Source organism: Sagittula sp. SSi028 (genome assembly GCF_048553715.1).
GTDB lineage: Bacteria > Pseudomonadota > Alphaproteobacteria > Rhodobacterales > Rhodobacteraceae > Sagittula.
In genome coordinates, this window is record NZ_JBLZNC010000007.1 from 13984 (window position 1) to 29059 (window position 15076).

At 60.9% G+C, this 15076-nt stretch carries 17 protein-coding genes; 9 read left to right on the plus strand and 8 right to left on the minus strand.

The annotated features are described in order from the left end of the window. Window positions 1-14: 14 nt before the first annotated feature. The 3 genes from ACN5AZ_RS13870 to puuE are packed head-to-tail and all read right to left on the minus strand — an operon-like array spanning window position 15 to window position 3382. Window positions 15-1430 carry a uracil-xanthine permease family protein gene (locus ACN5AZ_RS13870; protein WP_419429493.1) on the minus strand — a complete coding sequence of 472 codons (1416 nt, stop codon included), beginning with the start codon at window positions 1428-1430 and terminating at the stop codon, window positions 15-17. A 60-nt stretch (window positions 1431-1490) separates the two neighbouring features. After that, complete coding sequence (locus ACN5AZ_RS13875) at window positions 1491-1973, minus strand: ureidoglycolate lyase (protein WP_419429494.1); 483 nt, start codon at window positions 1971-1973, stop codon at window positions 1491-1493. Further along, a complete protein-coding gene (gene puuE / locus ACN5AZ_RS13880; protein ID WP_419429495.1) occupies window positions 1970-3382 on the minus strand; it encodes an allantoinase PuuE in 1413 nt (470 codons plus the stop codon). The genes ACN5AZ_RS13875 and puuE overlap by 4 nt, the downstream gene beginning before the upstream one ends. 147 nt (window positions 3383-3529) lie before the next feature. On the opposite strand from puuE, the gene uraH reads away from it, so the two are divergent. Further along, on the plus strand, window positions 3530-3886 hold the full coding sequence (uraH, locus tag ACN5AZ_RS13885) for a hydroxyisourate hydrolase (protein ID WP_419429496.1): 357 nt from the start codon (window positions 3530-3532) through the stop codon (window positions 3884-3886). Here the strand turns inward: uraH and ACN5AZ_RS13890 are convergent. Further along, window positions 3883-4788, minus strand: a complete 906-nt coding sequence (locus ACN5AZ_RS13890) for a LysR family transcriptional regulator (protein ID WP_419429497.1) — start codon at window positions 4786-4788, stop codon at window positions 3883-3885. The two genes, uraH and ACN5AZ_RS13890, sit on opposite strands and share 4 nt — an antisense overlap. Window positions 4789-4879: 91 nt before the next feature. On the opposite strand from ACN5AZ_RS13890, the gene ACN5AZ_RS13895 reads away from it, so the two are divergent. Continuing rightward, a complete protein-coding gene (locus ACN5AZ_RS13895) occupies window positions 4880-6121 on the plus strand; it encodes a urate hydroxylase PuuD (RefSeq protein ID WP_419429498.1) in 1242 nt (413 codons plus the stop codon). Window positions 6122-6136: 15 nt separating this feature from the next. On the opposite strand, the gene ACN5AZ_RS13900 is transcribed toward ACN5AZ_RS13895, so the two are convergent. Next, a complete protein-coding gene (locus tag ACN5AZ_RS13900) occupies window positions 6137-6655 on the minus strand; it encodes a CBS domain-containing protein (RefSeq protein ID WP_419429499.1) in 519 nt (172 codons plus the stop codon). Window positions 6656-6723: 68 nt separating this feature from the next. On the opposite strand from ACN5AZ_RS13900, the gene ACN5AZ_RS13905 reads away from it, so the two are divergent. Next, a complete protein-coding gene (locus ACN5AZ_RS13905; RefSeq protein ID WP_419429500.1) occupies window positions 6724-6921 on the plus strand; it encodes a hypothetical protein in 198 nt (65 codons plus the stop codon). Here the strand turns inward: ACN5AZ_RS13905 and nqrM are convergent, their stop codons facing one another. Beyond that, window positions 6922-7164, minus strand: coding sequence for a (Na+)-NQR maturation NqrM (nqrM, locus tag ACN5AZ_RS13910; RefSeq protein WP_419429501.1), 243 nt, complete (start codon window positions 7162-7164; stop codon window positions 6922-6924). Between the two features lie 18 nt (window positions 7165-7182). Continuing rightward, window positions 7183-8163 (minus strand): FAD:protein FMN transferase, encoded by a 981-nt coding sequence (locus tag ACN5AZ_RS13915; protein WP_419429502.1) that lies wholly within the window; start codon window positions 8161-8163, stop codon window positions 7183-7185. Window positions 8164-8384: 221 nt separating this feature from the next. Here ACN5AZ_RS13915 and ACN5AZ_RS13920 point away from each other — a divergent pair, with 221 nt between their 5' ends. From ACN5AZ_RS13920 to nqrF, 6 genes are read left to right on the plus strand one after another with little or no spacing between them, the layout of a single operon-like run. Continuing rightward, window positions 8385-9728, plus strand: a complete 1344-nt coding sequence (locus ACN5AZ_RS13920) for a Na(+)-translocating NADH-quinone reductase subunit A (RefSeq protein WP_419429681.1) — start codon at window positions 8385-8387, stop codon at window positions 9726-9728. Window positions 9729-9731: 3 nt separating this feature from the next. Beyond that, complete coding sequence (locus tag ACN5AZ_RS13925; protein WP_419429503.1) at window positions 9732-10931, plus strand: NADH:ubiquinone reductase (Na(+)-transporting) subunit B; 1200 nt, start codon at window positions 9732-9734, stop codon at window positions 10929-10931. A gap of 55 nt (window positions 10932-10986) precedes the next feature. Continuing rightward, complete coding sequence (locus ACN5AZ_RS13930) at window positions 10987-11853, plus strand: Na(+)-translocating NADH-quinone reductase subunit C (protein ID WP_419429682.1); 867 nt, start codon at window positions 10987-10989, stop codon at window positions 11851-11853. Continuing rightward, window positions 11853-12506, plus strand: coding sequence for an NADH:ubiquinone reductase (Na(+)-transporting) subunit D (locus ACN5AZ_RS13935; protein WP_419429504.1), 654 nt, complete (start codon window positions 11853-11855; stop codon window positions 12504-12506). Before ACN5AZ_RS13930 ends, ACN5AZ_RS13935 begins: the two co-directional genes overlap by 1 nt. Continuing rightward, window positions 12506-13114: an NADH:ubiquinone reductase (Na(+)-transporting) subunit E gene (nqrE, locus tag ACN5AZ_RS13940; RefSeq protein ID WP_419429505.1), complete on the plus strand. Its 609-nt coding sequence runs from the start codon at window positions 12506-12508 to the stop codon at window positions 13112-13114. Before ACN5AZ_RS13935 ends, nqrE begins: the two co-directional genes overlap by 1 nt. 13 nt (window positions 13115-13127) lie before the next feature. Continuing rightward, window positions 13128-14351, plus strand: coding sequence for an NADH:ubiquinone reductase (Na(+)-transporting) subunit F (gene nqrF, locus ACN5AZ_RS13945; protein ID WP_419429506.1), 1224 nt, complete (start codon window positions 13128-13130; stop codon window positions 14349-14351). Window positions 14352-14415: 64 nt separating this feature from the next. Here the strand turns inward: nqrF and ACN5AZ_RS13950 are convergent, their stop codons facing one another. Further along, window positions 14416-15042, minus strand: coding sequence for a TetR/AcrR family transcriptional regulator (locus ACN5AZ_RS13950; RefSeq protein ID WP_419429507.1), 627 nt, complete (start codon window positions 15040-15042; stop codon window positions 14416-14418). Between the last annotated feature and the right edge of the window lie 34 nt (window positions 15043-15076).

Genomic DNA, 15076 nt, shown 5'->3' on the forward strand with positions numbered 1-15076 from the left:
TTCTATGTCTGGGTTTATTCGCCCGCCATGGAGCCCGTGCCGCGACCGGCAAGCCCGCCGGACACTTCCTCGGTCGCCTCGCCAGCCAGCTCTTGCGGCAGCACGAGGTTCAGCACAATGGCGATCACCGCAGCAGGCAGAATGCCCGAGGTGGCCAGCACCTTCAGCGTGCCGGGCAGATACTGCAGCGCGCCCGGCTCCAGCTGAAGCCCAAGGCCAAGGCTCAGCGCGATGGCAAAGATCACCATGTTGCGACGGTTCCAATTCACATCCGACAGCATGGAAATACCCGCAGCCACCACCATGCCGAACATAACAATCACACCGCCGCCCAGCACCTCGATCGGGATGGAGGAGATAATCGCACCGATTTTCGGCACCAGACCGCACAGGATCAAAAAGACCGCACCGATGGACACCACGTGGCGGCTCATGACGCCGGTCATCGCGATCAAGCCGACGTTCTGGCTGAAGGACGTATTGGGAAGCGCGCCGAACAGTCCAGAGACAGCGGTGCCCAGACCGTCGGCATAGGTCGCGCCTTGGATCTCGCGGTCCGTCGCCTCGCGGCCTGCGCCGCCCTTGGTGATGCCGGACACGTCACCCACGGTTTCCACCGCAGACACAAAGGACATCAGACAGAAACCGATGATCGCCGCGACCGAGAACTCCAGCCCGAAGTGCAGCGGGTTCGGCAGAGCAAAGCTGGCCGCACGCCCCACGTTGCCAAGGTTCACCTGGCCCAAGGCAAAGGCCAGCGCGTACCCTGCGAGCAGGCCCACCAGCACGGCCGAAACCGACAGCATCCCACGGGCAAAGAACTTCAGCCCCAGCGTCACGATGATCACGGTGCCGGCCATCAGCCAGTTGATGCCCGAGCCATATTCCTCGGTGCCGATGGCGGGCACACCGCCTGCCGCGTATTGAATGCCAACCTTGACCAGTGCCAGACCGATCATCGTCACCACAAGACCGGTCACCAGCGGCGGCAGGGCAAAACGGATCTTGCCGATGAACAGGCCCAGAACCGCATGGAACAGACCACCGACCAGAATACCGCCCATCAGCACGGCAATGGCATCCACGCCCTTGCCCGCAACCAAGGGGATCATGATCGGAATAAAGGCAAAGGACGTCCCCTGCACGATGGGCAGTTTCGCCCCGACCGGACCCAGCCCGATGGTCTGGATCAGCGTCGCGATGCCCGCAAAGAACATCGACATCTGGATCATGTAGATCATCTGCGGAAAATCGGGCGAATTGGAGCCAAAGCCAAACCCCGCCGCCCCGCAAACGATGATAGCCGGCGTCACGTTCGATACGAACATCGCCAGCACATGCTGGATGCCCAGCGGAACCGACTTGGCCAAGGGCGGCGTATAGTCGGGATCGCGCAGTTGCTCCGCTGTCCCGAGTGTGGAATCTGTCATGGGTGGTCCCTCTCTGTTGCTGTCCGCGCGGGTTGGTCCCGCGTCATGACCTTTGGTCGTTCAGTGGTTGATCACATATGGCGTCTCGAACCAGTGTTCCTGCAGGTTGGCGCCCTCTCCGATCCGGTCGATCACCGCAAACAGGCCAGAGCCCGTCAGCGGCGTCAGCACCCCATGCCATGTCCCGCGATGGAAATTGATGCCCTGCCCGGGTTTTGAGCAAAAGGCCCGTGGGCTGCCCGGTTTTCCATCATCGTCAGGGGCGACGATCACCAGAAACCCGTCCATCGACATGGGCAAAAAGGCCTGTGAGCCTTCGGGGTGGCGTTCCATCATCTCCAACCGGTAGGGCAGCGCGCGCAGCTCTGCCTGAAACAGGCTGATGCCTGCGCGGCCCTCGATAAAATCCAGCGACGCGCGGTCGTGATAGCGTCCGCACAGACCCTGATTGATGATCTTGTCCGGCGCGCCAGTGGTGTCGATCACCTCGCCAAAGGGGGCAAAGCCGTCGCGGTCCAGCGGTTCGATGGTGATGTGCATCATGCGCCAAGCTTTTCGATCAGGCGCAGTTGCGCGATGCGTTCGACCTGTCGGCAGGCTTCGCTAAATTCGGTGTCGCGGTCATTGTCGATCCGGCGATGAAAGGCCTCCAGAATGCTGGCCTTGGTGTTGTCTTTTACCGCGATGATGAACGGGAAACCGTGCTTTTCGGTGTAGGCACTGTTTAGCCGGGTAAAGGTCGCGCGCTCCTCATCGGTCAACAGGTCCAGACCCGCGCCTGCTTGCTCGGCGGTGGAGTCTGCCGTCAGCCGCCCGGCAGAGGCCAGCTTACCCGCCAGGTCCGGGTGTGCGCGCAACACAGCAAGCCGCTTTTCCGCATCCGCGCTGCGGAAGACGCGCGCCAGCGCGTTGTGGACCCCCGCCGCGCTGTCGGAATGCGGCCCAAGCTCTTGGGCATGCGCGGCTTCGGCAATCCAAGAGGAATGTTCAAAAATCCCGCCAAAAGCCGCGACAAAATCTTGGGCGTCCATCTGAGATGGCCGCGCAACGGCTTGTGGCGGATGCACCTTGGCCCAGTGATCAGCGATCTGTTCACGGGTGGCGAACCACACGCCCTCTTGCGCGGCCATATGCGCCAGCGCCCGTTTCAACGCCAAGGCCCGCCCGGGACGCCCTGCGAGGCGGCAATGCAGACCGATCGACAGCATCTTGGGCGCGCCCGCCTGCCCTTCGGCATAAAGCATGTCGAAGCTGTCTTTCAGATAGCCCTCGAACTGCGCGCCATCGGTAAAGCCCGCCTGAATCGCAAATCGCATGTCGTTGCAATCCATCGTGTAGGGCACGATCAGTTGATTACGCCCGCCCGCCTTGACCCAATAGGGCAAATCATCGGCGTAACTATCCGCGATATATGCGAAATCCCCCTCCGCCGCTGCCAGGTCGATGGTGTTCATCGAACAGCGGCCCGTGTACCAGCCGCGCGGCGGCGTGCCGACAACCTCTGTATGCAGGCGGATCGCCTCGCGGATCTGGGCGCGCTCTTCCTCTGCGCTCATGTCCTTGTGTTCGATCCACTTCAACCCGTGCGAGGCGATCTCCCACCCGGCATCCTTCATCGCCTGAAGCTGTTCGGGCGCCCGTGCCAGCGCTGTCGTTACCCCGTAGACTGTGATGGGGATGTCGCGCAGCAGATCATGCACCCGCCAGAACCCCGCACGGCTGCCGTATTCGTAGATCGTTTCCATGTTCCAGTGACGCTGGCCGGGCCAAGGCTGCGCGCCGGTGATTTCGGACAGAAACGCCTCGGACGCCGCATCCCCATGCAGAATGTTGTTCTCACCGCCCTCTTCGTAGTTCAGAACGATTTGAACGGCGATCTTCGCACCGTTGGGCCACTGGGGATCTGGGGTGTTGCGGCCGTAGCCTGCCATGTCTCGGGGATAGCGTTGCACGTCGGGGCCTTTCAGATTGTAACACTTGGATAAACGAAGAAATGGCCAAGGATTGTCAAAAACTTTTTGAAACAGCCTTTGGCCCCTGTCGCTTTGCCTCTGCGCCTGCCTAAAGATTACATGACGCCACCGCATCAGGAGACTCCCATGACCGGCTATCTGACCACCCATGTTCTCGACACCGCGCGCGGCTGCCCTGCCGAAGGTATCGAGATCAAGCTGTACCGCCTGACCGGCGAGACGCGCGAGGAGATCGCACAAACCGTGACCAATGCAGACGGTCGCACCGATGCGCCGATCCTGCCAGCAGACGCCTTTGCCACCGGCACCTACGAGCTGGTGTTCTTTGCCGGTGACTATCTGCGCAGCAGCGGCCAAGCCGAGGGAGAGATCCTGTTCCTCGATCAGGTGCCGATCCGCTTTGGCATGTCCGATCCGCAGGCCCATTACCACGTGCCGTTGTTGCTGTCGCCCTACGGCATGAGCACCTATCGCGGCAGCTAAGCGGTGAAGCGCGCGCTGATCCGCTGGATGATAAACTCCATGAAAATGCGCGCCTTGGGGTCCTGTCTGCGCCGATGCGTGAACAGGCAGGCCATCTGGATGGGCTCGGGCGGGGTCTGTGTTGCCACCGGCACCAAGGCCCCGCTGCGCAAATGGTCGGCCACTTCGAACACGGGCTTCATCACCACGCCTTGCCCGGCCAGCGCCCAATCGGTCAGCACGTCGCCATCGTCCGATTCAAAGCGCCCCGAGACCGCAAAACGCCGTGGCCCCTGTGGTGTTTGCAAACGCCACTGGAATTCCGCCGCGCCGGGAAACCGTAGGTTCAGACAGTCATGGCCGTCGCGCACCAGCGCATCCCCATCCAGCGGCATGCCGCGCCGCGCGATGTAGTCTGGCGCAGCACACAGCACCCGTTCCACATCCGCGATCTTGCGGATGCGCAGATTGCTGTCCTCGGGCTGGCCAAGGAAAAACGCAAGATCCAGACCCTCTGTCGTCAGATCCACCTTGCGGTCAGACAGGCGCAAACGAACGCTGACATCGGGATAGTCCGCCAGAAAATCAGGCACTTGCGGCGCGATCAGGCGTCGCCCGACCCCCAGCGGCGCCGCCACATACAGCGAGCCGCGCAAATGTTCGGTGACATTTGTGATCTGCGCCTCGGCGTCCTCGACCGCCTCGAGGATGGCAGTGGCCCCGCGATAAAATGATTCGCCATGCTCCGTCGCGCTGAGGCTGCGTGTTGTCCGCTGGAACAGGCGCACGCCCAGCCGGTCCTCTAGCTGTGAGATGCGCGAGGAGGTCACCGCCGCCGAAATCCTCAGATCCCGACCGGCGGCGGACATGCTGCCCAATTCGTAGACACGGACAAAGGTGCGGATGTTGTCGAAATAGGACATTCTTCGGTTTTTTTTGATGCTGCTTGGCCTTTGCGGCAAATAGCAGGAAAAAGGAGGGGCCGCTATACTGCGCAAAACCTCGGAGGGATGCATGTACGATTTCGCGATCATCTGGGAATGGATCGCCTTCAGTGTGCGTTGGCTGCACGTGATTGCGGCGATGGCATGGATCGGGGCGTCCTTCTACTTTATCGCGCTCGATCTGATGCTAAAGCCCAACGCCGCCCTGCCCGAAGGCGCGCATGGCGAGGAATGGGAAGTCCACGGCGGCGGGTTCTACCACACCGTCAAATACATGGTCGCCCCCGAGCGCATGCCCGAGCATCTGACCTGGCACAAATGGCAAAGCTACACCACTTGGCTGTCCGGCGCGGCCCTGTTGATGGTGGTCTACTGGGTCGGCGGAGAGCTGTTCCTGCTGGACCCGACAAAGGCCGATCTGGCGCTTTGGCAGGGCATCGCGATTTCCGCGGGGTCGCTGACCATTGGCTGGCTGGCTTATGATCAGCTGTGCAAATCCAAGCTGGGTGAGACACCGACCCTGCTGATGTTGATCTTGTTCGCGATTCTCGTCACGATGAGCTGGGGCTATAACCAGATCTTTACCGGACGCGCCGCGCTGCTGCATCTGGGCGCATTCACCGCGTCGATCATGACCGGCAACGTGTTTTTCCAGATCATGCCGAACCAGCGCATCGTGGTCGCGGATCTAAAGGCAGGCCGCAAACCGGATGCGAAATACGGCAAAATCGCCAAGCTGCGGTCCACCCACAACAACTATCTGACCTTGCCGGTCGTGTTCCTGATGCTGTCAAACCACTATCCGCTGGCCTTTGGCACCCAATACGCGTGGATCATCGCCTGTCTCATCTTCCTGACCGGCGTGACGATCCGGCATTATTTCAACACGATGCACCGCACCGGCAAAGGGCCGCATTGGACGTGGCTGGTGACGGTCTTGATCATGGTGGTGATTGCGTGGCTTTCCACGGTCAAAGGGATGGACAGTTTCGAGGACAGCGAAGCCCGCGCGCTGACCCCCTATGAGGAACGGTTTGCGTCGGCAGAGGGATTCGACGACGCCTATCTAACTGTGGTGGGCAATTGTTCCATGTGCCACGGGCGAGAGCCCGCATGGAACGGCTTGCACTGGCCACCCAAGGGCGTGGTTCTGGAAACCCGCGCGGATGTGGCGCGCCATGCAGACCAGATTTACATGCAGGCGGGGCGCAGCCATGCCATGCCGCCGCCCAATGCCATCGATATGGACCCGCAAGCGCGTCAGCAGATTGTCACTTGGTACAGATCCGCAACAAAGGGCGGCGAGGGCTAACCCCGCCGCAATCGCTTAGCCCACAATCAACTGCTTGATCTGCAGGGCTTCTTCTTCGAGCTGGTTGAGCCGGAAATTCACCGCATCACCGATTGTGACCATGCCAACCAGATCTCCGCGATCCAGCACCGGCATGTGACGGAATCGCCCGTCGGTCATGCGGCGCAGAACGATCACCAGCAAATCCTCGGCCGTGCATGTCTCGACCTGACGGGTCATCACATCCTCGACCAGTTGCGGCAGGGTCTGGCCCGGAGTGTCGGCCAGCTTGCGCACAATATCGCGCTCCGACAGGATGCCGGACAGCTTGCCCGCGTCATCGGTGACAACCAACGCGCCGATGCGATATTCGCGCAGCAGTTCGACCGCACGGTGCAAGGTCTGATCCTGCCCGATGGTAAAGATCCGCGGGTCCTTGTTGTCCAGAACCTCCTGAACCTTGGCCTGCGCGGCAGAGGTGTTTGTTTCGACGGACTGCGTTTTGCTGCGGGATTCGGCGTCCTTGCGCAAAGGCGGGCGATAAGATTCGGCCATGGGATCGTTCCTTGCTTGTTTCGCGGTCGCACGTGGTGCAACACCCATTAAACCCCAAAACCTGCCAGATGGATCCTCTTAATTTGTCCGACTTTATGCTGACACCCGTCACCGCGACCCTGATTTTCACCGCAGCCTGCCTTGCCGGCTATGCCTATCGCAGGACGTGGAAAAACGAAGGCCCACGCTGGAAGCTGTGGGCCTATGGTGTGATCGCGGCCTTTGGCCTGCTTACCTTGAGCTTTGTGCCGATGGTGAACGGCTGATCAGTCTTCGTGATCCAGCCCCGCGCGTTCCAGCATCTTGCGCGCGCGCGGGCAGGCCAGACGTTCACGCAGCGGGCTGTCGGGGTCGATTTCCTTTTTGCAGACAAGGCATTGATCCGCGTCCGCAATGGCATTCAACCCGCCGCAGCTGCCTTTGATCCGGCGGCCAGAGAAAATCACGCCAACCGCCATGCCCAGCATCACCAGGGCCAGCAGAGCAAAGCTTAGAAACAGGGTTTGCATGGCGTGATTCCTTGTCGCTTAGGCTTGCAGCGCCTTGAAGCGGCTGCTTTCAGTGGTTTTGAAGCCTTCGCCGTCACGATCGATGAAGGTCACGGCAAGACCCTCCGCCTCGGCAATCTCAAGACCACGCTCGCGGCCCAGCACCAGCATTGCGGTGGCCCAAGCGTCCGCCAGCATGGCGTTCTCGGTCAGAACCGTTGCGGAAACAGTGTCATGCAAGATGGGGCGTCCGGTCGCGGGATCAATGATGTGCGAATAACGGGTGCCATCTGCCTCAAAGAAGTTGCGGTAATCGCCCGAGGTCGCCATGCCCAGATTGGACACATCCGCCACGCTGTACAGGCCGCGCTGGCCCGCGACCGGTGATTCGATCCCGATCTGCCACGGCGTGCCTTCGGGGTTGTTACCAGCGGTGTAGAGATCGCCGCCGATTTCTACCATGAAATCGGTGATGCCCAAGCCGCGCAGCGCGTCTGCGACGCGGTCCACACCATGCCCCTTGCCGATGGCGGCCAGATAGATTTCTGCACCGTCGGTCTGTTTGGTCAGCACATCGCCCTGCAGGTCCAGCACACGGCCTTGGCCGGCGCGCTGCATGGCATCCGCGATTGCAGAATCCGCCGGAATATTGGGCGCCACGTCTGCGACACCAAAGCCCCACAGGTCGATCAAAGCGCCAACTGTGACGTCAAAACGACCATCAGAGGCCAGATGCACAGCGTTGGCATTTTGCATCACATTTGCGAGAGCAGGGGAGAGTCGCACAGGCGCACCGGCCTTCGACGCGTTCAGGCGCGAAATCTCGGACCCCGCATCCCAGTTCGACATCTCGGCGGTCACATCCGCCAAAGCTGTCTCGATAGCCGCTGACACCGCCGCGCGATCCAGCGCGCCGCCAGTGGGCACAGCCACTACATTATACTGTGTTCCCATCGTGTTACCCGACAGCTTCAGCACTTCGGCCTCGGGCTTACAGGCGGCCACAGCCGCTGCGGTCATGATCAGAAAGGAACGCCGGGAAAATGTCGTGATGCCGGACACTGCGCAAAACTCCGTTGTTTGAGACGCGCCAACGGCGCAGGGCCGTGCATATAATCTGCTCTGTTTGGCCGCAACCCAGTGGGGTGCGATAAAATAACTCGAAAAAAGACGACTTGGGACGGTTTTGTTTACCGCCGTGCCGTTGCATAAGGTGCCGAAAAAATCGGATGGCGACCAAAGTGCAAAATTACACACTTCGAAAAGGCCTCGATCTTCCTATCGAGGGTTCCGTGTCGACCGACCAGGTAACACAGGCTTCCGTGCAAACGGTTGGCTTGCTGGGCGACGACTACGTTGGATTGAAACCACGACTGGCCGTGGCCGAGGGCGACGTTGTCGCTGCCGGCGCGCCGATCTTTGCGCATAAGGACAATCCCGACGCGGTTATGACCGCTCCGGTGTCCGGCCGCGTGAAGGCGATCAACCGCGGCGCCCGCCGCAAGCTGATCTCTGTCGTGATCGAAGTGGACGAACAGGCCGCAGCGCCGGTGGATTTCTCCAGCACGGGTGACATCACCACTGCCGAGGGTGTGACAGAGCGTCTGGCCGCCGCCGGTCTGTGGACGTCCTTCCGCACCCGCCCCTATTCCAAGGTGCCCGAAGTGGGCAGCCGTCCGGCGGCGATCTTTGTGCAGGCGATGGACACGGAGCCGCTGGCGGCAGACCCCGCGCCCATCATCCGCGCCGCCGCCGATGATTTCACGCGCGGCCTGCAGGCGATAACGCTGCTGACCGACGGGGCCACCTATCTGTGCCAGGCGCAAGGCAGCCCGCTGCCCGGTGCCGATCTGGCAGGCGTCACCGCCGCCGGTTTCTCGGGGCCGCATCCCGCGGGCCTGCCGGGGACGCATATGCATTTCCTCGACGCGCCCACCGCTGAAAAGACCGTCTGGTCCATCGGCTATCAGGATGTCATTGCCATCGGCCGCCTTTTGGGCACCGGCCAGCTGGACAGCCGCCGCGTGGTCGCCATCACCGGTCCGCTGGCCGCCGCGCCGCGTCTGGTGGAAACCTATGCCGGCGCCTCCATCGAAGAGCTGACAGCCAACGACAACCCCGACAATCTGCCGATCCGCCGCATTTCCGGGTCGGTTCTGTCGGGCCGCGCCGCCGAGGGCGAGTCGGGCTATCTGGGCCGCTACGCCCGTCAGGTCACCTTGATGGAAGAAGACCACAAACAGATCCCGATGGGCTGGATTCGTCCGATGCCCTCGAAATATGCGTTCCAGCCGGTTCTGGGCTCTGCCCTGTCGAACAAGCTGTACAAGCTGACCACCAACCTCAACGGTGGACGCCGCGCCATGGTACCGATCGGCACGTTCGAACAGCTGATGCCGCAGGACTATCTGCCGACACAGCTACTGCGGTCGCTGCTGGTCATGGACACCGATCAGGCGCAGGCGCTGGGTGTGCTGGAACTGGACGAAGAAGATTTGGGTCTGTGCGGCTTTGCCTGCCCGGCCAAATATGAATATGGCATGGCGCTTCGCGACTGCCTGACCAAGATCGAGAAGGACGGCTGAGGCATGGGATTGCGCAGTTTCTTCGACAGGATCGAGCCCAACTTTGAAAAGGGCGGCAAGTACGAACGGTACTTCCCCCTCTACGAGATGGTCGAGAGCTTCCTGTTTACACCAAAGACGGTGACCACCGCCGCGCCCCACGCGCGGTCGTACATCGATATGAAGCGGATCATGACCTATGTCGTGATCGCAACCATCCCCTGTATTCTGTTCGGCCTGTACAACACCGGCCTGCAGACCAACATGGCGATTCAGGAACTGGGTGCCTCCGGCTGGCGCGCGTGGATCATCGACACGCTGGGGATCGGGTTCAACCCCGCCAACCCCATCGCCAACATGCTGCACGGGTTGCTGTATTTCCTTCCGATCTACATCACGACGCTGGTCGCAGGTGGTCTGTTCGAGGTGATCTTTGCCACGATCCGTCGCCACGAGGTCAACGAGGGCTTCCTTGTCACCTCTATGCTCTACACGCTGATCCTGCCGGCTTCGACGCCGCTTTGGCAGGTCGCGCTTGGCATCATCTTCGGGGTGGTCATCGGTAAAGAGGTCTTTGGCGGCACGGGTAAGAACTTTCTCAACCCCGCGCTGGTGGGCCGTGCCTTTTTGTACTTCGCCTATCCCGCCTATATGTCCGGTGACACCATCTGGACGCCGGTGGACGGCTTTTCCGGTGCCACCGCCCTGTCGATCACCGCATCCGAAGGGCCCGCCGCCCTGCCCGACTACGGCATCACATGGATGGACGCCTTCATCGGCACCATTCAGGGCTGTATCGGTGAAACATCGACCATCGCGGCGCTGCTGGGTCTGGCGTTCCTGCTGGCCACGCGGATTGCCAACTACCGCATGGTCGTCGGTTGTCTGGCAGGCATGATCGCCTTCTCGACGCTGCTGAACTGGATCGGCTCTGACACCAATCCCGCCTTTGCCCTGCCGTGGTACTGGCATCTGGTGATCGGCGGCTACGCATTCGGCCTTGTGTTCATGGTCACCGAACCCGTTTCGGGCAGCCACACCAACGCAGGCCGCTATATCTACGGTGCTCTGATCGGCTTTATGGTCGTGATGATCCGCGTCATTAACCCGGCCTTCCCCGAGGGCATGATGCTGGCGATCCTGTTCGGCAACGTCTTTGCCCCGCTGATCGACTACTTTGTCGTGCAGGCCAATATCCGCAGGAGGGCGCGTCGCCATGCCTGATAAGGACAACCAAACCCAATCCGGCACCGAAGGGGAGGCAAAGTTCACCCCCGAGATGAACCCACCGGATCGCAATCTTGATGCGCCCGAGGGCGAGATCGTGACCCGCAAGGGACCGCTGCGCCGGTTCCTTGACACCCCGGCCGACAACGTGGCGAAGACCGTCACCGTAGCGCTTGGCCTGTGTCTGGTGGCCTCCATGGTCGTGTCCGCCGCGGCTGTGTCGCTGCGCCCCTTGCAGGAACGCAACGCGGCCTTGGACAAACAGGTCAACATCGTGCAGGTCGCAGGCCTGTACGAAGAGGGCATTGACGTGGCCGAGGCATTTGATGCTTTTGAGCCGCATGTTCTGGAACTGGCCACCGGTGAATTCGCCGACGGTCAGGACATCCAGGGCCAGGTCCTTGACCCGCTGACCTTCGACGACCGTTCCGCCGCCGAGGACCTGACGCTGTCCGCGCCGCTCGACGACGATCCGGCCAGCATCGGGCGGCAGGCGAACTACGTCACCGTCTACGTGCTGCGCAACGAGGACGGCACGCTCGATAAGGTGATCTTGCCGGTGTACGGCTACGGGCTTTGGTCCACGCTCTATGGCTTTATGGCCATCGAGGAGGACGGGAACACCATCTACGGTCTGCAATTCTACGAACATGCAGAGACCCCCGGTCTGGGCGCCGAGGTGGACAACCCCCGTTGGAAAGCTCTGTGGAATGAAAAGAAACTGCGCACCGAAAACGGCGAAGGCGAATTGGCGATTACCGTCGCCAAGACCCCGCCGCCCGCGGGCCGCGAGTATTTCGTTGACGCCCTGTCGGGTGCGACGCTGACCTCGCGCGGCGTAGACAGCCTTGTTCGCTTCTGGATGGGCGAGCGTGGTTTTGAACCCTTCCTTGAACGCGTTCGTGCGGGAGACATCTGATGGCACAAACCTATCGGAGCATGCTGGTCGACCCGATGGTCGACAACAACCCGATCACCCTGCAGGTGCTGGGCATCTGTTCGGCCCTCGCGGTGACCTCGTCGCTGCAGGTCGCACTGGTCATGACGATTGCCGTGACCATGGTGACGGGCTTTTCGTCCATGTTTATCTCGGTCCTGCGCAGCCAGATCCCGTCGTCCATCCGGATCATCGTCCAGATGATCATCATCGCCTCGCTGGTGATCGTGGTGGATCAGGTGCTGAAGGCCTACGCCTACGAGATCTCTAAAACCCTGTCGGTTTTCGTCGGTCTGATCATCACCAACTGTATCGTGATGGGCCGCGCCGAAGCCTTTGCCATGAAAAACCCGCCGATTGCGTCGTTTATCGACGGCGTGGGCAACGGTCTGGGCTACGGGCTGATCCTGATGCTGGTGGGCTTCATCCGTGAGCTGTTCGGCTCCGGCTCGCTGTTCGGCGTGACCATCCTGCAGACGGTGAACAACGGCGGCTGGTACGTGCCCAACGGCCTGCTTTTGCTGCCACCCTCGGCGTTCTTTGTGATCGGTCTGCTGATCTGGGCGTTCCGGTCGTGGAAACCCGAACAGGTCGAAGAGCGTGAATACCGCATCCAGACGGTGGAGGCACACTGATGGAAGAACTCCTTTCCCTCGCCGTGAAGGCCATCTTTGTCGAGAACATGGCCCTCGCCTTCTTCCTCGGCATGTGTACCTTCCTCGCCGTGTCCAAAAAGGTCGCAACCGCGATTGGTCTGGGCATCTCGGTCATGGTGGTGCAGTTGATCACCGTTCCGGCGAACAACCTGATACTGACCTATCTACTGGCACCCGGTGCGCTGGCATGGGCCGGTTTCCCGGATGTGGATCTGACCTTCCTTGGCCTGATCTCCTACATCGGGGTGATCGCCGCGATGGTGCAGATCCTCGAGATGATCCTCGATAAGTATTTTCCGCCGCTCTACAACGCGCTGGGTGTCTTCCTGCCGCTGATCACAGTGAACTGTGCGATCCTCGGTGGCTCGCTGTTCATGGTGGAACGCGACTACAATCTGGCGCAATCGACGGTTTATGGCCTGTCCTCCGGCTTTGGCTGGGCGCTGGCGATCACCGCGATGGCGGGTGTGCGTGAAAAGCTGAAATACTCGGACATTCCCGATGGTCTTCAGGGTCTCGGGATCACCTTCATCAGCGCCGGACTGATGGCTATGGCCTTCATGTCCTTCTCTGGCGTGAACCTCTGAAGGGATAGACAGAATGCAGACTTTCGGACTTGGCGTCCTGCTCTTCTCCTTGATCGTCATCGCCTTGGTGACGATCATCATGGTCGCGCGCTCGCGGCTGGTGTCGTCGGGCAACGTCAACATCACCATCAACGGCGAGAGAACCATTTCGGTCCCCGCCGGTGGCAAGCTGCTGCAAACGCTGGCGGCGGAAAACCTGTTCGTGCCCTCCGCCTGTGGTGGCGGTGGCACCTGCGCGCAATGCCGCGTGCGCATTCATGAGGGCGGCGGCTCTATCCTGCCGACCGAGGAATCGCATATTACAAAGCGCGAGGCCGCATGTGGCGACCGCCTGTCCTGTCAGGTGGCTGTGAAACAAGACATGCAGGTCGAAGTTCCCGAAGAGGTGTTCGGCGTCAAAAAGTGGGAGTGCACCGTGCGCTCCAACGACAACGTCGCGACCTTCATCAAGAACCTCGTTCTGGAACTGCCCGAGGGCGAGGACGTAAACTTCCGCGCCGGTGGCTATATCCAGATCGAAGCGCCTGCGCATACGGTCAAATACACCGATTTCGACGTGGCCGAAGAATACCGCGAAGATTGGGACAAGTTTAACATCTGGCAGTATGAATCCACTGTCGATGAGCCCATCGAGCGCGCCTATTCCATGGCGAACTACCCGGACGAAAAAGGGCTGATCATGCTCAACGTCCGGATCGCCACACCGCCGCCGCGCACCGAAGGCATCCCTCCGGGCAAGATGTCGTCCTACATCTTCAACCTGAAGCCCGGTGACAAAGTCACCATTTCCGGTCCGTTCGGCGAATTCTTTGCCCGTGAAACGCCCAAGGAAATGGTGTTCATCGGTGGTGGTGCGGGCATGGCGCCCATGCGGTCGCATATCTTTGACCAGCTCAAGCGTCTGAAGAACAAAGACCGCAAGATCACCTTCTGGTACGGGGCCCGTTCCAAGCGCGAGATGTTCTTTGTCGAGGACTTCGACGAGCTCGCCGCGGAATTCCCCAACTTTGAATGGCATGTGGCCTTGTCGGACGCGCTGCCCGAGGACGATTGGGGCGGGTATACCGGCTTCATCCACAACGTGCTGTATGAAGAATACCTCAAGAACCACCCCAACCCAGAGGACTGCGAGTTCTACATGTGTGGTCCGCCGATTATGAACCAATCGGTCATCAACATGCTGCTGGATCTGGGCGTGGACCGCGAGGACATCATGCTCGACGATTTCGGGGGCTAACCCCAAACGCAAACGGCGCCCCTCGGGGCGCCGTTTTTCATTTACCGTCATGGCGGAATTTGCGTCAGGCCAAAGGGGCCATCAGGATTTTCGGCACCACCTCTGCCAATAGCGACTTGTCTGCGCAAAGGCTTGGGTCCAGTCCCAGTTGCGTCAGCTCCCCTTCGTGCAATGCAATCACCAGCCGCGCCATCCGGTCCAGCTGTGCGGGATGATCGCTCAGCTCGGGACGCAGGGCTTTCAGGATCTCGGCCAAGCGCGCCTTGCTGCCCGCGCGCGATTGCAAAAGACGCGCCCGTGCCGCGTCGTTGCGCAGGGCATGCACGATGAATTCCTTATTCAGAATGTCCCAGCGCAGCTCGTCCTCATCGGGCTCCTGCAGCTCGCGCGACACCTGCGCCATGGGATCATCGGCCGCTTGCGCCGCCGCCGCGATCCGCGCCAGTCGCGCATACAGCCGGTCAGTGCGCTGCTCATAAAGCGCGAAGAACAACGCATCCTTGTCTGCGAAATTCGAATAGAACGCGCCCCGCGAAAATCCCGCTTGCGCACAGATGAAATCGATAGACGCCCCGCCAAACCCCTTTTCGGCAAAGGCCTGCGCCGCCCCTTCTATCAGACGCGCGCGCACCTCACAGCGCTTGGGGCGACGGGCGCGGTCCAGGGTGACGTTGCGTTCGGGCTCACTCATGGATTGCCTCATCTAAATTTCGATACAATACTGT